We start from the raw sequence: 23667 nt of genomic DNA, 5'->3' as shown, positions 1-23667 counted from the left end.
CCATTATTTTAAACATAATAAAACAGTGCAATTTGTGCAAATAAATTTGTGATATTCGTGTTTAACTAATTACAAAAAAACCTCAAATGCAAAATACATCTGAGGTTGATATTATAATATTGAATTACAATTATTTTTTAGCAGAAGTTTCTTTCTTACCACTTCTTAAAATCTTTTCAAGGATTCTTAATGTAATCAGATACGTTGGTTTTACTCCTGTAAGGCCTAACCCTCCTGAAGATAATGTACTTCCTGTTTCCAATGGATTATCAGATGCATAATAAGCATACATTACAAACAGATCCGGTGAAATATGGTGTCTGATCTTGGATGCCACCTGAATCGCTTTCTGGTAGTGTGCTCCTTCCATTTCAAGGCCAATTGCTTTCCATGAAGTATTCATAAAGTACAATAAAATATCTTTATTCTGAAGAGAAGTTCCCAAAACAGTAATCATCGGCCCTTCAAAAGCTTTTAATTCATCATCTTTAAAGTCTTCAAGTTTTAACGCATTTTCAAAAGGATAATTATCTGCAGTTCCTTCAAAGATATGAGAAGTAGGAATCATGATATCACCTTTCTCTCCGGTAAGAATACCTGCTTTACCCATAATGGAAACAGATTTTACATGCATCATATATACTTCTCCTTTATGTTCAAAAGGTCTAAGTAATTCATCCATTACTTCAAAAGCCTGTTCTCCGAAAGCATAGTCAAAAACCATTACTACATCATCTCCTCCGAACTTGCAGTCTGCAAATGGTGTATTCTTCAGGTCTGTTTTGCTAAGGTCTATGATTTGAACATCAATATTACTTCCACTCTTGTCTGCAATATGGATCATTCCTTCCTCCAAAGCATATTTTAAAACTTTATCACGAAGTTCTTTCTTGTTTGAAATCTCTTCGTACAGTTTATAATCCACCTCATGATGCTGCTTCTTTTTAAGTGCATTATTGGCATACAGCATATTTTTCACCGAGTGCATATTGGCTGAAATAATATGTAACGGACGCATGTGAAGATTGTTTTCAAATAAAACTTCTTTCACTTTGTTTGCCCATTTTTCTCCAAAATAGTGGTGACCCACTCTTTCTTTTAATATAGAACTGAAATGAATTTCTCTCTCTCTGCTTCCTTTTGCATCATCAAGACTTACTTTTGCTAAGTTGTAAATGATTTTGAACAGACGATCAGGATTGTGATCATCACCAAAAGTATTATAAGCTCTTAAAGTCTCATCAAAAGATCTTCCTATTAAAGAAGAAAGATGAATAAGTGCTACTTCTTTTTCTTTTCTGCTGTATTTCTTTTCACCCTTTACTACTTCTTCAATAATTTTGAAGGCACGTGTCGGCTTCCAGTTTTCGTCCTGGATGAATGCCAGATTACGGATTTTGTCAGCTTCTATAAAAAGGAAAGTAAGGTGGGTAAGAATGTCATAAATTTCGGAACGGCCCAAAAGAACCTCAATATTCATCTGGTGTTCGTCTATTCTATAACAGTTTCTTCTTCTTTTCTTGGGAACAATAGGTTCGAAACTTCCTTTATCAAACCCTTCATCAGATGTAAGATGAATAAAAGCGCATTCTTCAATTCCTTCCGGAAGCCTGTCTAATACATACATCAAACCGTCAAGTTCTAATTTACTTGGAATATTCATGGTTCCGTAAATTTCCGGATTGATGGTCTTTAACAAACTTCTGATACTCTCTCCTGAAACTCCGCCCGGCTTGAAAAATCCTCTATAAAATAAGTGTCTCATAGAGATGTATAGTCTTTCAATAGCCTCTGTGGTTTCTCTTGCTCTAGAATTTGTCATAAAATAAATTTCACACAAATATACAAAATCTTTGCCCACTTTATTTTAACTGTCTTTTAATAAGTAGCTTAATCTCGTAGAATTATTGTAAATTGTACTCCATATAACACATTTATATTTCTACCTTAGAAAACGGGCTCAGAATCTCATGTTTTAAACAATAAATCAAAAAACACCCCGTTAAAAAAACGCCAAACACTCGTTTAAATTATATAAATTTTCAAAACACCCCTAATTTTTTTAGGGTCAAAATGTTTTCAATTCATTTTTTTTGTAAATTTGCCCTGTAAAAAATCAACCCAATTATGTCAACCTTAAGATTCAAAGCATTAGAAACCCTTCCATTTAAGGATTTCAGAAAAGACAACTCTGTTGAGATCCCTGCGAAATTATCAGAGCTATTCTGCAAAAATGTTTTCTCAGAAGAAACCATGAGAGAATATTTAACAAAAGAAGCATTCGGTTCTATTATCGACGCTATTAAAAAAGGAACTAAAATCCAGAGACATATTGCAGATCAGGTAGCTGTAGCGATGAAAGACTGGGCAATGAGCAAAGGTGTAACCCACTATACGCACTGGTTTCAGCCTTTAACAGGTACTACTGCAGAAAAGCACGATTCTTTCTTTACACCAATCGAAGGAGGAAGAGCAATTGAAAGATTCAGCGGAAATATGCTTATCCAACAGGAGCCAGACGCATCGTCTTTCCCTAACGGAGGTATCAGAAATACTTTTGAAGCAAGAGGTTATACAGCTTGGGATCCTACATCTCCGGCATTCATTATGGGAACTACATTATGTATTCCTTCTATCTTCATCTCTTATACAGGAGAGACATTAGATTACAAAGCACCTCTATTGAGAGCTTTGAATGCTGTAGATGAAGCTGCAACGAATGTAATGCAGTATTTTGACAAAAACGTTACGAAGGTAACTCCTACTTTGGGTTGGGAGCAGGAATACTTCCTTGTTGATTCAGCATTATATCAGTCTCGTCCGGATCTTGTACTAACAGGTAAGACATTATTAGGACATTCTCCTGCAAAAGGACAGCAGCTGGATGACCACTATTTCGGTTCTATTCCTACAAGAGTAATGAACTTCATGAAAGAGCTGGAAATCGAATGTATGAAATTAGGAATTCCAGCAACAACAAGACATAACGAGGTTGCACCTAACCAGTTCGAGCTTGCACCAATGTTTGAAGAAGTGAACGTTGCTGTAGACCACAACTCTTTGTTGATGGATATCATGGCGAGAGTAGCTCACAAGCACCACTTCCACATTCTTTTCCACGAAAAACCATTCGCAGGAGTAAACGGAAGTGGAAAACACAACAACTGGTCTTTAGCTACAGATACTGGTGAAAACCTTTTAAGCCCGGGAAGAAATCCAAAGAAAAACTTACAGTTCTTAACATTCTTTGTTAACACAATTAAAGCGGTTCACGAATATGCAGATCTTTTAAGAGCAAGTATCGCTTCTGCAAGCAATGACCACAGACTTGGTGCTAACGAAGCTCCTCCTGCAATTATCTCCGTATTTATCGGAAGTCAGTTGTTCAGTGTATTGGAAGAACTTGAAAAAGTAACCAACGGAAAACTATCTCCGGAAGAGAAAACAGAATTAAAATTAAATGTAGTTGGAAAGATTCCTGAAATTTTGTTAGATAATACTGACAGAAACAGAACTTCTCCTTTTGCATTTACAGGAAATAAATTTGAAATCAGAGCGGTAGGTTCTTCTGCAAACTGTGCAGAATCTATGACCGTAATGAACACTATTGCAGCAAAACAGCTTAATGATTTCAAGAAAGAAGTGGATGCTTTAATTGAAACAGGTCTTAAGAAAGACGAAGCCATCTTCAATGTATTGAGAGAATACATCAAACAGTGTAAAAACATTATGTTTGAAGGTGACGGGTACTCTGATGACTGGGCGAAAGAAGCTAAGAAAAGAGGATTGAACAACCTTAAAACAACTCCTGAAGCTTTAAAACAGGAAATGGATAAGAAATTCTTAGATCTATATGAAGAAATGGGAATTTTCAACCACAGAGAAGTTGAGGCAAGAAACGAAATCAAATTAGAGAAATATTCTACAGTAATTGATATCGAATCAAGAGTATTAGGTGACATCGCAAGAAACCACATCATTCCTTCTGCATTAAATTATCAGAACAGATTAATTGAAAATGTAAAAGGTCTTAAAGAAATCTTTGGTGATAAAGAGTTCAAATCTTTGGCAAAAGAACAAATGAGTTTAATTACAAGCATTTCTGAAAATGTTTCTAAAATTAAACTTGGTGTTGAAGAACTTCTAAAAGCCAGAGAAACCGCCAAAGGTATTTCAGACAGCCAAAAACAGGCAGAAAGCTATTGTAATAAAGTAAAACCATTATTCGACCCGATCAGAGAAGCATCTGACGCATTGGAAATGATGGTGGACGATGAGCTTTGGCCGATGACAAAATACAGAGAAATGTTGTTTACAAAATAACGTCCTGTAAAGTTCCATATTAGTTTAAATTCCTCGGTTTTCCGGGGAATTTTTTTGTTTTATTAACAGCCCTGAAAATTAGAGTCTTATATCACAGAACCTGATATCTAGAAGAAAATCGATTGAGTTTGTTAAAGAATCTTAATAAAAAAAACCGCACACTTACCAAAAACAGGCTGTTGCGGTTTATTTTTCTTTAACATATGTAAATTATATGTTAAAATGTGTTAAAATAAGATCCTGACAATTATCATATCAGGGGTCTTTTGCTCGGAATCTCTACTTTTGTAATGCTTTTGAAAATAAATATTCCTTTTTAACACGGATAATCAAATATATATGAAGAAAAGAGTTTTGTTTTATTTAGTTGCTTTAGTTACTACAGTTTCTTTGCAATCGTGTGCTACAAATTATGTGGTTTCAAAACCAGCAACTTACACAAAAGAATACAAAACAGATGCCAAACTAGCTTCTATAGATAACAAAAAAATGGAGCAGGATAAGCAAAAACTTATCGATTCATTCCTTGCTGAAAAGGCAGCATCTATCGCTAGTGCTAAAAAAGCAGTTAAGAATTCTGAGATTGCAAAAGCAATCAAACATAATAAAACCATTGACGGTATCCTTGAAGAAGCTGAAACATACCTTGGAACTCCTTACAGATATGGAGGAACAACCAGAAACGGTATAGATTGTTCAGCTTTTGTTCTTTCTGTATTCGGAGCAGCAGCAGGTCTTAGCTTACCTAGAGTAGCAGCTTCTCAGGCTCAGGAAGGGGAAAGAATTGAAAAAGGAGAGCTACAGAAAGGAGACTTAATCTTCTTTTCTCACGGAAGAAGAATTTCTCACGTAGGTATTGTAGAAAGTGTTACTGAAGAGGGTGAGATTAAATTTATCCACGCAGCAACATCAAAAGGAGTAATGATTTCTTCACTGAATGATTCTTATTGGGGACCTAAATTCAGATTCGCAAAAAGAGTGATCAACGAAGAAGGAGAAGCTTACAATAACTTAGCAGCTACTACTCTTGCTACACCCGCAAATTTTTAATTTTATAAATAATTGATTTAAATAATGAAGCCATCAGAAATCTGATGGCTTTTTTATGTACTCATTTTTGGTAAGTTTTGGCTAAAACCAATGGGAAATAGCTGTTAAAGAGAAAAGCGGGCTAAAACCCGCTCCTATTGATTCAATACCTATATTTTTATAATTAATCATGGCAGCTTCCAAGAAATCAGCCGTTCTTATCAATTTCAATATCCAATTTATACAATAGTCCATAGATTTCAGAAAGGGAAAATTTAGCCTTTTTAAGCTTATTTAAAGCCGGATCTACCGAATAGTTAACCGATGTTCGGAAATCTGCCTTCTCAAGGTTTGTAGCGTCAAAAATAGCGCCTGACAGATCACAACCACTAAAGACAGCATTGGACAAATCACATTCACTAAAATCTACCTCAATTAATTTGGAATTTTTGAAACCTGTTTTCTTAATGGATGTCTGATAAAAAACTGAATTATTCAAAGCACTTCCATCAAACCTAAAAGATAATCCGAAGGGATTACATTCATTGAACTGAAGCCCAAACATTTTACATTCTTTGAAGGTCACGTTATGGAATGCTGTTTTTACCAATTTTGCCATGCTGAGGTTACATTCGATAAACTCACAATCTGTAAAGCTGAAACCGGATAGATTTCCGTATTCAAAATTACAGTTTCTAAACGTACAGTTTTCGTACTCACCTTTTTCTAAAGGAAGTTGTGTAAAATCTTTGCTCTCGAAATCTTCGTCTGAGAAATAGGATTGTTTCATAAAAAATGTGTTGATGAAGTTGATTTTGAAAACGAATGGTCAGCAGAACAATGATAAACTTCCATCATCCAGCTTCCAACCCACTCCTTTACACCAAACTATTCTTATCCGAATAATTAAGCTTAAAGAAGATAAAGGTCATCATCGAGAAAGCCAATAAAGAACTTCCTCCGTAACTGAAATACGGAAGAGGAATCCCAACGGTAGGGAAAAGCCCCATAACCATCCCTAGATTGATCGAAAAGTGCATCAGCAGGATTGAGGCAAAACAATATCCAAATACCCGGTTAAAAGTAGACTTCTGCTGTTCTGCCAGATAGTAGATTCGTCCGATATAAACCATGTAACACAGGATAAGAACTGCACTTCCTACAAAGCCCCATTCTTCTCCTACGGTACAAAATATATAATCTGTTTCCTGTTCGGGAACGAATTTCCCTTGGGTAACTGATCCTTCACGGTATCCTTTTCCCCAGATTCCACCTGATCCGATGGCTGTTTTTGAATATAATAAGTTATACCCGGAAGTATCTCTGAACGCCTTTTCACCCTTATAAAGAACCTCAATTCTTTCTCTCTGGTGTTTTGGCAGTTTTTCTAAAATATAAGGAGACCCGAAAGCCAGTCCGCACAATATAAGAACAGAACCTGCAATTCCTGAAATAGAAATTACATCCCATGACATTCTATGATAATTCATGGCGATCAGAACACCGGCAATCACTAAAACTGCGATCGCAACATAAATGGGAGGAATAGCCAGGGAGATTAGAAAAACTCCAGCGAAAATAAATCCTATACCGAATAAAAGACCACTCAATCCTTCTCTATATAATGCGATGAAAAATGCAATGAACACTAGCATAGAACCTACATCCGGAATAGCCAGAACGACTGCTGCCGGAATTCCTATAATAGCTAGAGCAGTCCAGATAGATTTTTTATTTTTAATATTAAAATCCGGGCTTGAAACAAAATTGGCCAGCATCAAAGCAGTACCTATTTTTGCAAACTCAACGGGCTGCATGGTAAAACTTCCAAACTTATACCAGTTCTTTTGTCCCAGAATCTCTTTACCAAACGGGAAAAGGCCTATCAGCAGTAACACTCCTCCAATGTAAATAATACCAGCCATATTCTCAAAGAATTTACTTCTTCCTACGAATATAATGAGCCCTACAAATACAGAAATACAGAAAAAAACCAATTGTTTCTCCCCTAGTTTCTGGTCAACACTGTAAATATTTGCAATGGCAAAAATGCAAAGCAGGAAATACAGCCCAAGGCCCAGTTTATCTATTCCTTCTGTCCATTTCATTGCTTCACAGGTTTTTTAGCAGTGTTATTTTTTTTAGCTTCCTCTTCTATTTTCTTTTGCTGTTTAGCCTTTTGCTGTTTTACCAGCTCCAGACTATCCTTTATTCTTTTTTGTTTGATGGAATCAGGTTTGGGATCAACATATAATCCTTTTCGTTTCAAATCTGCAATCCATTGTCTTTTATATTCAGGCATGAAACTCGAGGTAATCATTTTTTTGTAAAGATTTTCTCTTTTCAAATCACCGGTAATATATTTTTCAGCAATCACTGTACAGGCTGGCCCTGCCCATGTAGCACCAAATCCTGCATGTTCCATTACAGCTACTACAACAATTTTGGGTTTATCAGCAGGAGCAATCAATACAAAAATGGAATTATCCTTCCCTTGTGGCACCTGTGCTGTACCTGTTTTTGCTAATTGCGTAAAATCATTCGATTTCAGGCCTCTTGCTGTTCCTCTCAACACTACAGCCTCCATACCTTTAAGTACTGGTTCGAAATGTTTTGGATCTACTAAAGTCTGATGTTTAACTTTAAATCTCGGATCAGGATTGGGTTTTCCATCAATTCCTTTTACAATATGAGGAGTATAATACCATCCTTTATTAGCAATAGCAGCTACATAATTAGCCAGCTGAATAGGAGTTACCAAAACATCTCCCTGTCCCATTCCGTTATAAATAGCACCGGTGGACATTTCATCCCAGTTTTTAAAATCAGTTCTCTGAGAACCGCTTGCCTTCATGATCGCTTTAAATCTTTTTTCGTAAAAATCTCCAGAAGGTATTCTACCCCTTGCTCCAACTGCAAAGTCATTATTTAAAAATTCTCCAACTCCGAAGCTGCTCATGATTTTTTTCCATTCATCAACCCCTTTTGAAGGGTTTCCCGGATATTTTTTGATAATGGCAATAAAGGCGTAGGTGAAAAAACAGTTACTGGAAACCTGAATGGAAGGAATAAGCGGATCTGCTCCACCATGACCTTTAATTCTTTTCCCTTTATAGAAAAATCCACCACCACAAGGGAAAATAGTTTTCTCATCCATCACCCCCATCTGCATTGCCGCTAAAGCAGTCAATAATTTGAACGTTGAACCGGGAGGATATCCTGCCTGTAAAGCACGATCAAAAGTAGGTTTATTTTCATAAAGCGTATCTTTTGAAAGGGCATATAAGTTTTTGGATTTATAAGGTCCAGTGAAAAGGTTCGGGTCAATATCCGGTCCGGTTGCAGCCACTAAGACTTCTCCATTATTAGGATCTAAAGCTACAATTGCACCATGTTTGTTAACCAGCATTTCTTCGGCTGTTCTCTGAAGGTCATAATCAATGGTTAAGGTAATATCTTTACCTGTAATTACATCTTTATCCAGAGATCCGTTTTTATAAGAACCAATATTACGAAGTCTGATATCTTTTTGGATATATTTCACTCCTTTTACTCCGCGGAGTTCTTTTTCGTAGGATTTTTCAACACCAGTTTTTCCAATAAAGTCTCCAGGTAAATAGTAAATAGAATCTTTCTTGATATCTCTTTCGTTCACCTCACTGGTATACCCCAAAAGGTTTCCGGATGTGGAAACTTCGTACTGACGCTGAGGTCTTGATACAATATTAAATGCGGGATACTTAAAAATAATTTCCTGAACTCTTGCAATATCTTCTCTGCTGAGGTCTTTAATGAAAGTCATCGGAGTAAGCTTAGAATAATACTTCTCCTTTTTGATCACATTGATTTTATTGATAAAATCCTGTTTTGTAATTTTCATTAAACTACAAAAAGCCAATGTATCAAAGTCAGGTTTCATCAAAGCCTGAGTAAAAGAAATTTCATAAGCAGGCTGGTTACCTACCATGATTTTACCATTTCTGTCAAAAATCACCCCACGCTGTGGGATAACATATTCAGTTTTAATGGATGTATTGGCAGCGTTCAACGCATAACGGTCTGTAAACAACTGCAAATAAGCAAGCCTCGCCACAAAAATAAAGGCGATGATAACGAGGATGGAAAAAATTTTTAAATAACGTGTGTTCAAACTTTTTGTTTGATTTTAAATATTAGTGCGTAGATGACTATAAAGATAAATGAAATTACACTTGTCACCAACACATTAAATAATATTTCAAAAAACCTACTAAACTTAAAGAACTCGATATACTGTACTAAAAGCTGATGCAGGAAAATACTTGAAAATAAAAACAGCAAAAACTGCGCCCATTGAAGGGACTGGAATGAGAAAAAGTCCGTAGACGTATCTGTGGAAGTCCTGAAGATCAACGTTCTGAAGTAAGCAATTAACGTTGTTGCAAATGCGTTAATCCCCCAGGAATAAAGGAAACCATCAATAGACAGTCCTATTAAAAAGCTCAATGCCAGGAACTGAAATTTATTTCTGAAAAATGGATAAAACATGACAAACACAGGATATAATACCGGAGTATATTTCCCGAAAAGCGTAATCCTGTTCAATACAAATATTTGTAATGCAACAAGAAAGATCATGATCAATACATCGGTAAATAAAGTCCTGCTAATCATTTTCTTTTTTTATTACAGCCTGCATAGTGTCCTGAATCTTTTGCACTTCTGCTTTCTTAAGATTCTTCACTACATACACTTTATTCAACGCTCCCATTTTTTCACTCAGCTCTACGGAAATATCCCAGAAGCCGGTTTTATTGTCTACAGAGTATCCTGCAATAGTACCGATGGTAACTCCCTTAGGGAAAATAGCAGATTTACCGTCTGTAACGACAGTATCACCTACTTTTAAGGCAACATATTTTGGAATATCTGCCAGGTGCATCACCCTTGAGTTATCTCCATTCCATGTTAAAGTACCAAAATACCCTGAGTTTTTAAGTGCTGCATTAATTCTGATCTTGTTAACACTTAACACGGATTGAACTAATGCATAACTATCTGTAGAATTGATTACAATTCCCGCAATACCTCTTGGTGCCATTACCCCCATTTGAGGAAAGACTCCATCTCTGCGGCCACGGTTGATTGTAAAATAGTTATTTCTCCTGTTGATACTGTTGAAAACAATTTCCCCATCAACAAAAGTATAGATCTGCCCTCCACCAATGGTATCATGAACTCTTTTGAAAACAGGATTCTTTTCTCCGTCTTTTCCATAGAGTTCAGTCATAAGGGCTTTATTCTGAACCACAAGATCTTCATTGATCTGTTTTAGCTTCAAATAAGAAACTCCTTCATCAATATATCCGGAAACCCATGAATTAAACGCAGCCGTTTGGCCTGCAATCCAGGATTTCTGCATGGCATTTCTTGAGAATATCAAAACCAGAGCAATAATTTGCAGGAATATAAAGAAGACGAAAAGAGTATTCTTCGAAAATAATCTCAGCAAAAATCCCATTCAGATATAAAGTCGTAAAAAGTTAAAATTATTTAATTAAGAAATTGAACTTATCCATATTCTTAAGGGCAATACCTGTTCCGCGAACTACAGCTCTCAACGGATCTTCAGCAACAAATACAGGAAGACCTGTTTTTTTGTGAATCCTGTCCGCAAGACCTCTTAATAGCGCTCCTCCTCCAGCTAGATAAATACCTGTTTTGTAAATATCAGCCGCCAATTCCGGTGGTGTAAGAGATAATGTTTCCATTACTGCATCTTCAATTCTGATAATTGATTTATCTAATGCACGGGCGATCTCTTTGTATCCAACCATAATTTCTTTAGGCTTACCGGTGATAAGGTCTCTACCCTGTACCGGGATGTCCTCGATATCTACATCAAGATCTTCCACTGCAGAACCTACTTCAATTTTGATTCTTTCAGCTGTTCTTTCTCCGATATAAAGGTTATGGTGAGTTCTTAAGTAATAAGCAATATCGTTGGTAAATACGTCTCCGGCAATCTTCACAGATTTATCACATACGATACCTCCTAAAGCTACCACAGCAATTTCCGTAGTACCACCACCTATATCGATGATCATATTTCCTTCAGGCTTTTGAACGTCAATCCCAACTCCAATTGCAGCAGCCATTGGTTCGTAGATCAAACGTACTTCTTTTGCGTTTACTTTCTGAGCAGAGTCTCTTACCGCTCTTTTTTCAACTTCAGTGATACCAGAAGGGATACAGATTACAATTCGTAATGCAGGTTGAATGAATTTACCTTTGATTCCAGGAATTTTCTTGATGAATTCCTTGATCATATGTTCAGAAGCGTGGAAATCAGCAATAACCCCGTCTTTCAAAGGACGGATGGTTTTGATATCCTCGTGAGTTTTACCCTGCATATGCTTGGCTTGCTCTCCGACGGCAATCGGCTTACCCGATGAACGTTCAATTGCAACAATTGAAGGTTGATCTATAACAATTTTATTATTATGGATGATTAGGGTATTAGCAGTTCCAAGGTCTATCGCAATTTCTTGCGTAAACATATCAAATAAACTCATATTTTTCTTCTGATTTTAAGTTTACAAAGATATAAATTTAACAGTACTAAAGAAATTTCCCACCAACTTAATTTGGTTAAAATTTTATTAAAATTTATAATTCTTTATTAACTTTCAATTTAGACATTTACAGAGTTTGATTTCAACTAAAATTAATGGGATGTTAAATGGGCAAAAAAGGGTAATTACAAAAGAGTAAAAAGACTAAGAAAACATAGCATTGAAGATCAAAATAAAAAACTTTAAAACACCAACAATTCTTTTTCAGCAGGTGATTTTATTATTTTACAGTTTTATCCTTCTACCAGAAACACCTTTCTTCCCTTTTATAGTTTTTTACGATAATTATCATATACACTATCTGAGAGAGGTTAATTAAAAAAATCGTAAATTTGCGACTGCTTATGTTACAGTATTCCAACATTCATCGAACGTCAAATTTTGCCGTGCTTTCAATAAGCTACGAGAAAGCCGACGTAGAAACGAGAGGAAAGTTTGCATTCTTTGATGAGAACATCAAAAACTTTGTTTCCAGAGTCCATCAGGAAGACCTGGGTGATGCATTTGTTGTTTCCACTTGTAACAGGACCGAAATTTATACCACATCTCCCAATTATCTTTTAGTAGCTGAAGAGTATTGCAAAACCATTGGAGTACAGCTTACAGATTTTCTTCAGTTCGCCAATATTCTTACCAAAGAGGAAGCTTTGATTCATCTTTTCAGAGTGGCAGCTGGCCTTGAGAGTCAGATTATCGGAGATTTTGAAATTATCGGGCAAATTAAAAAAGCATACAGCCGTTTCAAAAAAGAAAGACAAAATTCAAACCCTTATCTGGAAAGAGCCATCAATGCGGCTATTCAGATTTCGAAAAGAATAAAAAATGAAACAGGCATTTCTAATGGAGCAGCTTCTGTTTCCTATGCTGCAGTTCATTATATTTTAAACAGCCAGAAAAGAATTACTGAAAAAAACATTCTTCTTTTGGGTGTGGGTGAGATAGGACAGAATACCGTTGAAAATCTGGTAAAGCATGTTTATCAGCCGAAAATTAAAATCGCCAACAGAACTCAGGAGAAAGCTGAAAAGATTTCCCAGAAATATAATATTCCTCATGTTGATTATTCTGATTTTGACCAGGAATTAAAAAACACAGATATCCTTATTGTGGCAACAGGAGCCAAGCATCCTATTGTCAACCAGTCTCATTTCCCGAATGGAAAAGAAACACTGATCATTGATCTTTCTATTCCCCATAACGTTGAAAAGAATGTTACCGAAAATAAAAATGTAACCCTGATTGACGTAGATGAACTTTCAAAACAAATTCAGGAAACGATTCAACAGCGAGAAAGAGAAATCCCGAAAGCTGAAAAAATCATTAAGGAACTGATGAAAGACTTTATTGAGTGGGAGAAAAAGAGAAAGCTGGCACCTAATATTCATCATTTTAAAGCAGTTCTGAAGAACATGGAACGCAATGAAATGCATAATTTTTACAAAAAGAATAAATACATAAACATCACGGACATGGAACTTTCTGATAAAATGATCCAGAAAATAACCAACCGTTTTGCAAAATATATCATCGATAACCCTTTAAAAGCCGAAGAAATTAGTAAATTAATGCACGAAATATTAGTTGAACAACCAAACAACGAATTCAATGAAAAGCATTAGAATCGGAACGAGAAATTCCGCACTTGCACTTTGGCAGGCTAGAGAGGTTGCGAGGCACCTTCAGAACAACAATTATTTAACGGAAATTGTTCCTATCGTATCTTCTGGCGATAAGAACCTTAATCAACCGCTTTATTCTTTAGGAATTACCGGGGTTTTCACAAGAGACCTTGATATTGCCCTATTGAATGATGAAATTGATATTGCCGTACATTCTTTAAAAGATGTTCCTACACAATTGCCTCAAAATATTGAAATGATCGCTTATCTCGAAAGAGATTATCCACAGGATATTCTGATCAGAAAAGAATCTTCAAGAAATAAAGAATTCCATGAGCTTAAACTTGCCACCAGCAGTTTAAGAAGAAGAGCTTTCTGGCTGAGAAATTATCCGACTACTGATTTTTCGGATATCCGTGGGAATATTCAAACCAGACTTCAAAAACTGGAAGACGGAGATTTTGACGCCACCATTCTATCTTTGGCAGGTATCAAAAGAATGAAAATGGAAATTGATTACGAAATGCTTCCATTAATGATCTGTGCGCCTTCACAAGGTGTAATCTCTGTAGCCGGACATACTGACAAACCGGAAATTAACGAAATTGTAAGTCAGATCAATCATCAACAGACTCAGATCTGTGTAGAGATTGAAAGAAACTTCCTGAGTACTTTAGAAGGAGGCTGTACTGCACCTATCGGAGCATTTGCGGAAATCATCGGCGATCAGATCCGTTTTAAAGCTGCACTTTGTTCTTTGGATGGGAAAAACTGCATTGCTGTGGATGAAAACTTCGTGTATACTCCGGAAGAAAATTTTGGAGAAAAGTTCGCAAAAGTGGTTCTTGAAAACGGAGGAAAAGAATTAATGGCAGAAATCAAAAGCCAGATCTGATACTTCAGATTACAAATTCCTTTCGCAGCTCTTTTCATCTTCTTAATTTTACAGACATGAAAATCTTATTTACCAAAAATATAGACCAAACGATTATATCCAATGAATTAGGAGAGGATATTTCGGTCGACTGTGTGGAGGTAATTAAGACGAAGCCTATCATGATCAGTCCTTTTGAGCTGAAAAACTATTCTCTGATTTTCACCAGCGTCAATGGAGTTGCTTCTTTTTTTAAAAACAGATTCAAACCCAATGAGAATTTTACAGCCAAAAATTATAACAAGATCTATTGTGTAGGTGAAAAGACCAAAAGAGAGCTGAGGAAACATGGCTTTGGGACATTTAAGGTACTGAAAAATGCTGAAACTCTTTCCAGATTCATTATCGGAAAATGCCAGCACGAGCAGTTCCTCCACTTCTGTGGCAATCTTGCCATTAACGTCCTGGATAAAGATCTTCCTTTGCAAAACATTAAGTACAAAAAAGTTACAATTTATAATACTGAGGAAATCAATCCGGTAATAACTGAAAAATATCATGCCGCAGTATTTTTTAGTCCGAGCGGAGTTCGTAGTTTTGCAAGGCGAAATTCTCTGGAAGGTATGAAGCTTTTTTCAATTGGCGAAACCACTTCCGGTGAGCTGAGAAATTATACGCAGGAAAAAATTTTTACTTCTGAAGAAAATACATTGACATCCATCTTTGCATTGATCAGAAAAGAAATCGGAAGTAGAATTTAGAATATCTGTTACCGAAATATTGCCGGTAATATTAGTTACAATAGATTATGATAAAAAACGACCTATATTTAAAAGCACTTCGCGGAGAAACCGTTGAAAGACCTCCTGTCTGGATGATGAGGCAGGCTGGAAGATATCTGCCGGAATTCATTGCCTTAAGAGATCAGTATGATTTCTTTACAAGATGCCAGACTCCGGAGCTTGCAGCTGAGATCACCCTGCAGCCTATCCGCAGATTTCCTTTGGATGCCGCGATTCTGTTTTCTGATATCCTGGTAGTTCCACAGGCAATGGGAATTGATTTCAAAATGAAAGAATCTGTTGGGCCATGGTTAGATACTCCTATCAGAACAATGGAACAGGTTCAGAATATTGAAACTCCGGATGTGAATGACACTTTAGGTTACGTTTTTGATGCTATTGAACTTACGCTTCAGAAGCTGGATAATGAGATTCCATTGATCGGTTTTGCCGGTTCTCCATGGACTATTCTTTGCTACTGTGTAGAAGGAAAAGGAAGCAAAGCTTTTGATATTGCAAAATCGTTCTGTTTCCAACAGCCTGAAGCAGCACATTTATTATTACAGAAAATCACAGATACTACAATCGCTTATCTGAAGAGAAAAGTAGAAAAAGGAGTTTCTGCGGTACAGGTTTTTGATTCTTGGGGAGGAATGCTTTCTCCTACAGATTATCAGGAATTCTCATGGCAGTACATCAACCAGATTGTAGAAGCATTAAGCCCGCTTACTCATGTTGTGGTATTTGGAAAAGGATGTTGGTTTGCCCTGGAAGATATGACAATGTCTAAGGCTTCTGCTCTTGGAGTTGACTGGACTATTAAGCCTGAATTTGCAAGAACTTTGACCAACCATACGATGACGCTACAGGGGAATTTTGATCCTGCAAGACTTCACTCAACACCTGAAACCATCAAGAAAATGGTGAATGAAATGATCAACCGTTTTGGAAAAGACAGATATATCGCCAACTTAGGTCACGGAATTTTACCTAATGTTCCTGTTGAAAATGCAGAAGCATTCATCAGAGCAGTGGTTGACTGGAAACCGAATGTATAAGATTAATTCTTTTGAAAATATACAAAACCCTTATAGGCATTCTTATAAGGGTTTTTTGTTAGAATTATTTTTTCAATGATTATTCCTTCATCACTTTCTTCTTAACAATTTCTCCATCATGATTAATGATCATTATAATATAGATCCCTTTTGGCAGATCTGATAAGTCATAGGAATCAGATACTTTGTTAAATGTTTTCACAAGCTTCCCTGACTGATCAATCACAGAAATCTTTTCAAACTTATTTTGAGAGCTTTGCTTAATATAAAGATTCCCCTTAACCGGATTCGGATATACATTTATGTGATCAGCATATGAAACCTCTGAAGTGGCCAAAACACCACTTGTAATCATCACATTATCTACTACAACCCCGTAAGAATAGTCTCCGGCATCATCATAAACAAATCTAAGTTTAAAAGCCGCATTAGCATAGGGTGTAAGATCTATATTTGCAGCAGTATCATAACTTGTTACTACAAATGTAAAGGTATTAAAATCAAGATCCCACACTCCTGCGTCACCAGAAAAGGTAAAAACCTGAATCCAGGAAGTTCCATTGAAAGCTTCAACTTTTAAAGTAGAATCCTGACTATCAATCATATTAGCATAATTAAACGACAGCTTTGGGTTTACTACTCCGGTAAGGTTAACTACAGGAGAAATCAGTCTGGCATTCGTATTAATTCCGGTTGGCCCTGCATCATCATCATCAAAAAAAGCTGCCCCATCTGGAAAGCTTGCGAAACCATTCTGTGAACCCACGTTCCAGTTAAAAGAGTTATCCGGATTCTCTACCGTCCATCCGGTTGGCAAAGTATTACCGTTGAAGTTTTCAGAAAAAATCTGTGCATTACATAAACCACAAATGGATAAAAATAGAATAAATAGCTTTTTCATAATAAAATATTTGATGTTTATATAAAATTAGCGAATTATATTTCATAAAACATAATTACACGCAAAATAAATACATTACATATATTAAAAAAAGAATGAGAATTTTATCTATAATTTATACTTTTATGTTTAAACTTTAAATCACATCCTATGAAAAAACTAAACAAAGAAAGAATGAAAAGCATTATAGCGGGAGGAGAAATCTGTCTTGAATGCGCCATCGGATATTATCAGGTTGTTATTGACGGCCGATGCTATTGTGTTCCAATAGACTAATAAAAAAAGCAGCTTAATAGCTGCTTTTTAATTTATATCATAAAGAATATCGTATTGATTAGCTCAACATTCTCTGTGCTTTTTTAACACCTTCTACCAAGGCATCAATTTCTTCGAAAGTATTATAAACAGCAAAACTTGCTCTCACCGTTCCGGCAATATTAAAGAAGTTCATAATAGGTTGCGTACAATGGTGTCCTGTTCTTACAGCGATTCCCATTTTATCAAGGATCATCCCTACATCAGAGGCAATTCCAACACCTTCCAGATTAAAGGATACAACCCCGGTTCTATTTGCTTTTTCACCATAGATCTTAATACCATCTATTTCTAAAAGCTGTCTTTGCGCATATTCCAACAGAGCATTTTCATGATTCTGAATATGGGTATGTCCCACTTTGTTCATAAAATCAACAGCAGCACCTAAGGCAATATTTCCTCCTACATTGGGTGTTCCCGCTTCATATTTAAAAGGAAGACCAGCATAGGTAGTTCCTTCGAAAGAACAGGTTGCAATCATCTCTCCTCCTCCATGAAACGGTGGCAACGCTTCTAATATTTCACGTTTCCCATATAAAATACCCGTTCCCATCGGAGCATACATTTTATGTCCTGAGAATACAAAGAAATCACAATCCATTTTCTGAACATCAATATTGAAATGTGGTGCAGACTGAGCCCCGTCAATAACGATGTAAGCATCCGTATTTTTTCTTGTTTTGGCAATAATCTCTTCAACAGGATTCACAATTCCCAATGCATTGGAAACCTGATTCACAGAAACAACCTTTGTTTTTTCACTTAAAAACTGGTCAAAATAATCCATCTGAAGAATTCCGTTTTCATCAATAGGAATGACGCGAAGTTTAGCTCCGGTTCTTTCACAAAGCATCTGCCATGGAACAATATTAGAATGGTGTTCCAGATATGAAATAATGATTTCATCATCTTTCTGCAGTTTCTGTGTTAAAATATAAGCGATAAGGTTCAGCCCTTCTGTTGTTCCTTTTGTAAAGATTACTTCAAAATCATGTTCAGCATTGATGAATTTCTGGATTTTTCTTCTTGAAAGTTCCATTTCTTCTGTTGCCAACTGGCTTAGCGTATGAATTCCTCTGTGAACATTTGCGTTAAGTTCTGTATAATATGCGTGACAGACTTCCAAAACTGAATTTGGTTTTTGAGATGTAGCTGCATTATCCAGATAAACCAAAGGCTTACCGTTCACTTCTCTGTCCAATATAGAAAACTGGCTTCTTATTTCGTGAATGTCAAACATTTATTTATTTTTTAAATTAAAACGGTCTTATTTAGAACTCTTCAAATTTACGGCTTTTTTTCCGAAAGGAAGCATGAGGTCGGGTACTGATCATTGTCAGTTGATAGAAATATTCGATAGTTTAAGGTGGAGAAAGACAATAAAGCGAAAAGATAAAATTAAAAGTAATGCATTAAGCTGTTTAGTCCATTTTACTGAGACTCGTTATCAAATAAAAAACCCGCCAAAATGACGGGTTTTTATATTGTTTAAATAAGTAATTCTTATTCTGCTGCAGTTTCAGCTGCTGCTTCAGGAGCTGCACCTTCTTCAGTTGCAACTTCTTCTTCATCCTCATCATCTTGCATTGCTGCACCACCTTTCATTGCATTTCTAGACATCTTAACAGCAACTACTACTGCGTTGTCTGGGTGTACGAAAGAGTAACCTTCTGTTTTGATGCTACCGATGTAAAGTTTGTTACCAATTCTTAATGGAGTAACATCTACAACGATTTCGTCAGGTAGGTTAGCAGGAATAGCTTTTACTTTTAGCTTTCTGAAAGACTGACGTAAAACACCACCAGCAACAACACCTTTTGAACGTCCGGTAATTCTTACTGGAACTTCCATGATAACTGGCTTATCGTCAGATAACTGATAGAAGTCGATGTGAAGAATTTTGTCAGTAATTGGGTGAAACTGAATATCCTGAAGAACAGCTGGAATTGTTTTTCCGTCAACTTCAATAGATACCGTGTGTGCTTCAGGAGTGTATACTAATCCTTTGAAAGCGCTCTCTTCAGCAGAGAAGTTCAAAGGTGCTTCACCTCCATAAACAACACAAGGAACTAATTCAGCATCACGTAAAGCTTTTGTAGACTTTTTGCCCACGCTTTCTCTTTTTGTACCTTGAATTGTAATAGATTTCATTTATAAAAAATTTAAAAAATTGTTCTGATTTTAATTTGCAATCCGCTTTAAATCAATTAAATAACAAATTTACTGCTAATTGATTTATGCTCATGAACCATTGTCATAACGTCAGCAAATAATGGGGCGCAAGATAGCACTTTTATTTTAGATGACAAATTATTTTTAACAGGAATTGAGTCAGTTACAATAACTTCCAAGAGTTTTGAGTTCTCAATATTCTCGTAAGCCTTCCCTGAAAGCACTCCGTGAGTTGCCATAGCTCTTACTGTTTTTGCTCCTTTTTCAATTAAGATATCAGCTGCTTTACAAAGTGTACCTGCAGTATCAATCATATCATCAATAAGGATCACGTTCTTACCTGTTACATCCCCGATAAGGAACATTTCTTCTACAACGTTTGCTTTTTTTCTTTCCTTGTAGGCAATTACTACTTCAGCACCTAAGTGACCGGCATAGTTTTTAGCTCTTTTTGCACCTCCCATATCCGGAGAAGCAATAGTAAGATTATCAAGCTCTAAAGATCTGATATAATCTACAAAAATACTGGAAGCATACAGATGATCTACCGGGATTTCGAAGAATCCTTGGATTTGATCTGCGTGAAGATCCATAGTCATCACTCTTGTTGCTCCTGCTGCTGTAAGAAGGTTAGCAACTAGTTTAGCACCGATCGGCGCTCTTGGTTTGTCTTTTCTGTCCTGTCTGGCAAGTCCGAAGTAAGGAATTACTACGGTAATGCTCTTTGCAGAAGCTCTTTTTGCTGCATCAATCATTAGAAGAAGTTCCAAAAGATTGTCTGCAGGAGGGAATGTAGATCCAATTAGAAAAACTCTTCCTCCTCTTACAGATTCGTCCAAAACAGGCTCAAATTCCCCGTCACTGAACTCCTGAAAGTTGATTTTCCCTAATTCTTTCCCATAATTCTGGGCAATTTTCTCTGCCAAGTCCCTGCTGGTTCTTGTACAAAATAGATAACTTAACTGATCGGCCATTTTTACTTTTTAAAAGATTTTGCAAATTTAAAAAAAAACCACAAGATTTACTCTTGTGGTTTCTAAGTTTTTATTTTATCAATTATTAAGGGAATTTAACTCCTGAATATTTGTTCGGATCTACCTGCGGAAGTGTAGACTTATATTTAGCATTGATAGACTTGATAAATTCATTAGCAACAATACCGTATCCACGTCCTGTAAGGTGAACTCCATCTAAAGAGAAAGCTCCTCCTGTTACAAATTTTGCAGTATATTTTACACCATCAAATAAAATTCCTGACTGTGCATTCAGTTCAATCATCTTAGTGTTGGCATCTACAAATGCAAGTCCATAAGAATCAGCAAGTGATTTTATAGAAGTATTATATGCAGTTGTTGCTGTTTTCACATAGCCAGCTTCTGTTTTTGTTAATACATGTTGGTTTTGTAATGGATAAGAAATTCCATAAATATTTACCGGAGCAGGTACTCCAGCCGCAGTACTTCCAATTACAGAGCTTGTTGTAAGCAAAATATAATCATCTGCAGTAGCCTGTCTTGCCTGGCCAAAGATCTGACCAAAAGCAGCAGCTGTAGGTGCTCCCAATGAAGGAGTTAAAGCAGCTGTAAGCTGAACAGATAAATCTGTTAAAGCAACATCTTTAATTAAAACAGGGTTTGGACCTGTAGCGGAAAGTAAATTAATTCTATCCCCAGCTCCAAAAGCAGTAAGAGCCTGCTTCAAAGGACCATATAAACTTGTATTAAGAGTTGTCAGATTTGAACCTAAAAGAGCAGGTGTCAAAGGATTATAAGGTACCGTAGTAAAGAAAGGAACTGAAGTAACAGAAGGGATATTAGCAATAACACCTTTTGTTGTCCCTACACTTTTAAGACCATCTAAAACTGCTTTAATAGATCCAGCTACTAATGCAGGATCAGAGATATCATTAGATTTATATGTTGTAGGATTGGTATTTCCTGTCTGAACTGTAGCTGCTGTATAAGTGGTAACACCTCCTACAGTCTGAGAGTTTGTTCCTCCATTGGTAGCATATGACAAAACATCATTATTTCCTATCCAAAGAGAGAAAAACGTTGCCTTCTGAGCCATCGCATCAGCCAATACACTTGTAGTAGCAGAAGAAGCAAACCTTACAAAATAAGGATTAGCTGTACCCATTGCAAGACCTGCCTGACTACCGTATCCAGGAGCGACCAAGTGGAATGACTTTGCACCAGGAACCCCCATATTATTATAAGTACCTCCGCCAGATAATACATCCAACGCAGCTGCTGCCCCACTTGGCACAGGAGCTAAAGATCCATTAACAACCTGAAGAGTTAATTTTCCTGGGAAACCCGGAAGATTGTTGAACCCACCTACGTCATTAGGCATTAAAGGTTGTTTAAAGTCTCCTCCACCTGCCAATTTCATTTGTGCAGCGATCATACTTGGATAAGATTCATTCTGGCCGCTGCTGTAAAGCGCACCATCACGATATCCTGAAGTAAGGGAATTTCCTAAAGATATATATTTTGAAAAGTCAGCCTCTCCTTTTGTTACCGGGATATCTTTCACATCCGTATCGAAATCCGTATTACAGCTTACTGTAAAAAGAAGTGCAGAAACTGCAATTGTCGATATTATAATTTTTTTCATAGTCTTCTAAAATTAAAATGGATTATAAGAGAACCCTAGACCAAAGTAGAAAGCTGTTGCTTTTGACTGTCCGTTAAGCCCTATATTAGCATTGTTTACCTTTCGGTACTGAGGCATTGCATATCCTCCTGCAACATCAATTCCGAACTGCTTCAGCTTGAAGCCTACCCCACCAGTAACCACATAGGTATCATACGAAGGGGTTTCCGGAATAAAGTTATCTGTTGTATATGGTGCTTCATCATAATAAGCTCCCAAACGTCCATAGATCATATTGGTGAACGCATACTGAGTTCCCAGTCTGAAAGTTTTGGAGTTTTTGAAGTTCTTAGGATTTGTAAGAATTGTCGGATCTGAAGGATTGTTTCCAATAGGTGCATTCTCGAAATCCAATGTAAGCTTACTGTATCTTTCCCATCCATGATAGTTAAAGTCTGCAGAAACCTGCCATTTCGGTGTTACCTTATAGGTTAAACCAATAGTATATTCTTCAACCAATGGTAATGTTGCAGAGAATCCATCTTGTCCTGCAGCATTCAGTTTTAGTTGATTATAAACAGATTGTGACGGGAATTGGAATGTAGCAGTTCCTGATTTAGCTTTCATATCTATTGCAGAACGGTAAGCAATACTCACATCTAGTTTCGGGTCAGGTCTGAAATAGAAACCGAATCCATATCCGTGACCACTTGCATTATCATCATTAATATTAACCTTACCGTCAAATTGAGTCACCGCCTTATCCCAATCTACTTTTCCTCTTGCGTAGATATAACTAGCACCAAAAGATACCCATGGAGCCAGTTTTACAGAGACCATTGGCTGGAAATAGAAACTTTTCAGTTCCATTTTCTGCACCAATTCTTTACCTTCCCAGTTATCAGGCCATTTGATTGTACTTCCAAAAGGTGTTGAAAAACTAAACCCTACTGTAAGTTTCTCTATAGGTCTATAAGTAATTGCGGCATATATAGGTGTCCCTATAGGATTATCTGTTTCTGCACTCTGTAGAGTATTGAAGTTTTGAAAAGTAACTTTATTACTTGCACCAAACCCTCCTGCCACTATACTCAGTTTGGAAGGGATAAATGACATACCCGCCGGGTTAAAGAATGTCACACTCGCGTCTTCGGCATGAGCACTAGTATGCGCCATTGCCAATTGTTTTACCCCTTGCAGGGAAACTCTGAAGCCTCCTGCGTAAGATAGAACTCCCGCCAATAAAGCAGTTGATACTAATATTTTTTTCATAGACTATTATTATATAAGCCAAATATAAAATTATTTTGAATACGTCTGTTAATATTTGCTAATATTTTAAACAATATCCCAAAAGAAAACTATGTTTAAAATAATAACTC

At 36.5% G+C, this 23667-nt stretch carries 20 protein-coding genes; 7 read left to right on the top strand and 13 right to left on the bottom strand.

The features are described from left to right. Nucleotides 1–130: 130 nt before the first annotated feature. Nucleotides 131–1822, bottom strand: coding sequence for a DUF6909 family protein (locus tag REB14_RS13630; protein WP_079240036.1), 1692 nt, complete (start codon nucleotides 1820–1822; stop codon nucleotides 131–133). 305 nt (nucleotides 1823–2127) lie between these two features. On the opposite strand from REB14_RS13630, the gene REB14_RS13625 reads away from it, so the two are divergent. After that, complete coding sequence (locus REB14_RS13625; protein WP_034691727.1) at nucleotides 2128–4323, top strand: glutamine synthetase III family protein; 2196 nt, start codon at nucleotides 2128–2130, stop codon at nucleotides 4321–4323. A 339-nt stretch (nucleotides 4324–4662) separates the two neighbouring features. Continuing rightward, nucleotides 4663–5373: a C40 family peptidase gene (locus REB14_RS13620; protein ID WP_079240035.1), complete on the top strand. Its 711-nt coding sequence runs from the start codon at nucleotides 4663–4665 to the stop codon at nucleotides 5371–5373. Between the two features lie 187 nt (nucleotides 5374–5560). On the opposite strand, the gene REB14_RS13615 is transcribed toward REB14_RS13620, so the two are convergent. The 6 genes from REB14_RS13615 to REB14_RS13590 form a co-directional block, all read right to left on the bottom strand. Further along, nucleotides 5561–6142, bottom strand: a complete 582-nt coding sequence (locus REB14_RS13615) for a pentapeptide repeat-containing protein (protein ID WP_079240034.1) — start codon at nucleotides 6140–6142, stop codon at nucleotides 5561–5563. An 88-nt stretch (nucleotides 6143–6230) separates the two neighbouring features. Continuing rightward, complete coding sequence (rodA, locus tag REB14_RS13610; protein WP_079240033.1) at nucleotides 6231–7460, bottom strand: rod shape-determining protein RodA; 1230 nt, start codon at nucleotides 7458–7460, stop codon at nucleotides 6231–6233. Further along, nucleotides 7457–9502, bottom strand: a complete 2046-nt coding sequence (locus REB14_RS13605) for a peptidoglycan D,D-transpeptidase FtsI family protein (protein ID WP_079240032.1) — start codon at nucleotides 9500–9502, stop codon at nucleotides 7457–7459. Before REB14_RS13605 ends, rodA begins: the two co-directional genes overlap by 4 nt. Beyond that, nucleotides 9499–10005 carry a rod shape-determining protein MreD gene (locus REB14_RS13600; protein WP_079240031.1) on the bottom strand — a complete coding sequence of 169 codons (507 nt, stop codon included), beginning with the start codon at nucleotides 10003–10005 and terminating at the stop codon, nucleotides 9499–9501. Before REB14_RS13600 ends, REB14_RS13605 begins: the two co-directional genes overlap by 4 nt. Then, on the bottom strand, nucleotides 9998–10852 hold the full coding sequence (gene mreC / locus REB14_RS13595) for a rod shape-determining protein MreC (protein WP_034691743.1): 855 nt from the start codon (nucleotides 10850–10852) through the stop codon (nucleotides 9998–10000). The genes REB14_RS13600 and mreC overlap by 8 nt, the downstream gene beginning before the upstream one ends. A gap of 28 nt (nucleotides 10853–10880) precedes the next feature. Then, nucleotides 10881–11906, bottom strand: coding sequence for a rod shape-determining protein (locus tag REB14_RS13590; protein WP_002982450.1), 1026 nt, complete (start codon nucleotides 11904–11906; stop codon nucleotides 10881–10883). Nucleotides 11907–12310: 404 nt separating this feature from the next. Between REB14_RS13590 and hemA the strand changes: the two genes are divergently transcribed. The 4 genes from hemA to hemE are packed head-to-tail and all read left to right on the top strand — an operon-like array spanning nucleotide 12311 to nucleotide 16299. Beyond that, on the top strand, nucleotides 12311–13585 hold the full coding sequence (gene hemA / locus REB14_RS13585) for a glutamyl-tRNA reductase (protein ID WP_034691745.1): 1275 nt from the start codon (nucleotides 12311–12313) through the stop codon (nucleotides 13583–13585). After that, nucleotides 13572–14480: a hydroxymethylbilane synthase gene (gene hemC / locus REB14_RS13580; protein WP_079240030.1), complete on the top strand. Its 909-nt coding sequence runs from the start codon at nucleotides 13572–13574 to the stop codon at nucleotides 14478–14480. The genes hemA and hemC overlap by 14 nt, the downstream gene beginning before the upstream one ends. Nucleotides 14481–14536: 56 nt before the next feature. Continuing rightward, complete coding sequence (locus REB14_RS13575; protein WP_309522433.1) at nucleotides 14537–15220, top strand: uroporphyrinogen-III synthase; 684 nt, start codon at nucleotides 14537–14539, stop codon at nucleotides 15218–15220. 47 nt (nucleotides 15221–15267) lie between these two features. After that, the gene (hemE, locus tag REB14_RS13570) at nucleotides 15268–16299 is read left to right on the top strand and encodes a uroporphyrinogen decarboxylase (RefSeq protein WP_079240028.1); all 1032 of its coding nucleotides are present in this window, start codon (nucleotides 15268–15270) and stop codon (nucleotides 16297–16299) included. A 79-nt stretch (nucleotides 16300–16378) separates the two neighbouring features. On the opposite strand, the gene REB14_RS13565 is transcribed toward hemE, so the two are convergent. Beyond that, nucleotides 16379–17200: a T9SS type A sorting domain-containing protein gene (locus REB14_RS13565; protein ID WP_309522432.1), complete on the bottom strand. Its 822-nt coding sequence runs from the start codon at nucleotides 17198–17200 to the stop codon at nucleotides 16379–16381. 150 nt (nucleotides 17201–17350) lie between these two features. On the opposite strand from REB14_RS13565, the gene REB14_RS13560 reads away from it, so the two are divergent. Beyond that, a complete protein-coding gene (locus tag REB14_RS13560; RefSeq protein WP_079240026.1) occupies nucleotides 17351–17476 on the top strand; it encodes a GNAT family acetyltransferase in 126 nt (41 codons plus the stop codon). A 58-nt stretch (nucleotides 17477–17534) separates the two neighbouring features. Here REB14_RS13560 and REB14_RS13555 read toward each other — a convergent pair whose 3' ends face one another. The 5 genes from REB14_RS13555 to REB14_RS13535 all read right to left on the bottom strand — a co-directional run bounded on the left by REB14_RS13555 (nucleotide 17535) and on the right by REB14_RS13535 (nucleotide 23557). Beyond that, nucleotides 17535–18755 (bottom strand): aminotransferase class V-fold PLP-dependent enzyme, encoded by a 1221-nt coding sequence (locus REB14_RS13555; RefSeq protein ID WP_079240025.1) that lies wholly within the window; start codon nucleotides 18753–18755, stop codon nucleotides 17535–17537. 263 nt (nucleotides 18756–19018) lie between these two features. Further along, nucleotides 19019–19666 carry a 50S ribosomal protein L25/general stress protein Ctc gene (locus REB14_RS13550; protein ID WP_034691761.1) on the bottom strand — a complete coding sequence of 216 codons (648 nt, stop codon included), beginning with the start codon at nucleotides 19664–19666 and terminating at the stop codon, nucleotides 19019–19021. 56 nt (nucleotides 19667–19722) lie between these two features. Then, nucleotides 19723–20661, bottom strand: a complete 939-nt coding sequence (locus REB14_RS13545) for a ribose-phosphate pyrophosphokinase (RefSeq protein WP_034691764.1) — start codon at nucleotides 20659–20661, stop codon at nucleotides 19723–19725. An 85-nt stretch (nucleotides 20662–20746) separates the two neighbouring features. Next, nucleotides 20747–22306 (bottom strand): SGNH/GDSL hydrolase family protein, encoded by a 1560-nt coding sequence (locus REB14_RS13540; RefSeq protein WP_309522431.1) that lies wholly within the window; start codon nucleotides 22304–22306, stop codon nucleotides 20747–20749. 12 nt (nucleotides 22307–22318) lie between these two features. Further along, nucleotides 22319–23557 (bottom strand): OmpP1/FadL family transporter, encoded by a 1239-nt coding sequence (locus REB14_RS13535; RefSeq protein WP_079240023.1) that lies wholly within the window; start codon nucleotides 23555–23557, stop codon nucleotides 22319–22321. Nucleotides 23558–23667 lie beyond the last annotated feature (110 nt).

Source organism: Chryseobacterium metallicongregator, assembly GCF_031324065.1.
Classification (GTDB): Bacteria; Bacteroidota; Bacteroidia; order Flavobacteriales; family Weeksellaceae; genus Chryseobacterium; species Chryseobacterium metallicongregator.
This window is presented reverse-complemented; position numbering and strand designations above follow the sequence as displayed.

What these genes read in the sequence shown, in the direction of transcription:
- REB14_RS13615 (WP_079240034.1), bottom strand. Translation starts at nt 6,142, where the DNA reads ATGAAACAATCCTATTTCTCAGACGAAGATTTCGAGAGCAAAGATTTT.
- hemC (WP_079240030.1), top strand. Translation starts at nt 13,572, where the DNA reads ATGAAAAGCATTAGAATCGGAACGAGAAATTCCGCACTTGCACTTTGG.
- REB14_RS13575 (WP_309522433.1), top strand. Translation starts at nt 14,537, where the DNA reads ATGAAAATCTTATTTACCAAAAATATAGACCAAACGATTATATCCAAT.
- REB14_RS13630 (WP_079240036.1), bottom strand. Translation starts at nt 1,822, where the DNA reads ATGACAAATTCTAGAGCAAGAGAAACCACAGAGGCTATTGAAAGACTA.
- hemA (WP_034691745.1), top strand. Translation starts at nt 12,311, where the DNA reads ATGTTACAGTATTCCAACATTCATCGAACGTCAAATTTTGCCGTGCTT.
- REB14_RS13560 (WP_079240026.1), top strand. Translation starts at nt 17,351, where the DNA reads ATGAAAAAACTAAACAAAGAAAGAATGAAAAGCATTATAGCGGGAGGA.
- hemE (WP_079240028.1), top strand. Translation starts at nt 15,268, where the DNA reads ATGATAAAAAACGACCTATATTTAAAAGCACTTCGCGGAGAAACCGTT.
- REB14_RS13540 (WP_309522431.1), bottom strand. Translation starts at nt 22,306, where the DNA reads ATGAAAAAAATTATAATATCGACAATTGCAGTTTCTGCACTTCTTTTT.
- mreC (WP_034691743.1), bottom strand. Translation starts at nt 10,852, where the DNA reads ATGGGATTTTTGCTGAGATTATTTTCGAAGAATACTCTTTTCGTCTTC.
- rodA (WP_079240033.1), bottom strand. Translation starts at nt 7,460, where the DNA reads ATGAAATGGACAGAAGGAATAGATAAACTGGGCCTTGGGCTGTATTTC.
- REB14_RS13590 (WP_002982450.1), bottom strand. Translation starts at nt 11,906, where the DNA reads ATGAGTTTATTTGATATGTTTACGCAAGAAATTGCGATAGACCTTGGA.
- REB14_RS13600 (WP_079240031.1), bottom strand. Translation starts at nt 10,005, where the DNA reads ATGATTAGCAGGACTTTATTTACCGATGTATTGATCATGATCTTTCTT.
- REB14_RS13545 (WP_034691764.1), bottom strand. Translation starts at nt 20,661, where the DNA reads ATGGCCGATCAGTTAAGTTATCTATTTTGTACAAGAACCAGCAGGGAC.
- REB14_RS13550 (WP_034691761.1), bottom strand. Translation starts at nt 19,666, where the DNA reads ATGAAATCTATTACAATTCAAGGTACAAAAAGAGAAAGCGTGGGCAAA.
- REB14_RS13535 (WP_079240023.1), bottom strand. Translation starts at nt 23,557, where the DNA reads ATGAAAAAAATATTAGTATCAACTGCTTTATTGGCGGGAGTTCTATCT.
- REB14_RS13625 (WP_034691727.1), top strand. Translation starts at nt 2,128, where the DNA reads ATGTCAACCTTAAGATTCAAAGCATTAGAAACCCTTCCATTTAAGGAT.
- REB14_RS13565 (WP_309522432.1), bottom strand. Translation starts at nt 17,200, where the DNA reads ATGAAAAAGCTATTTATTCTATTTTTATCCATTTGTGGTTTATGTAAT.
- REB14_RS13555 (WP_079240025.1), bottom strand. Translation starts at nt 18,755, where the DNA reads ATGTTTGACATTCACGAAATAAGAAGCCAGTTTTCTATATTGGACAGA.
- REB14_RS13620 (WP_079240035.1), top strand. Translation starts at nt 4,663, where the DNA reads ATGAAGAAAAGAGTTTTGTTTTATTTAGTTGCTTTAGTTACTACAGTT.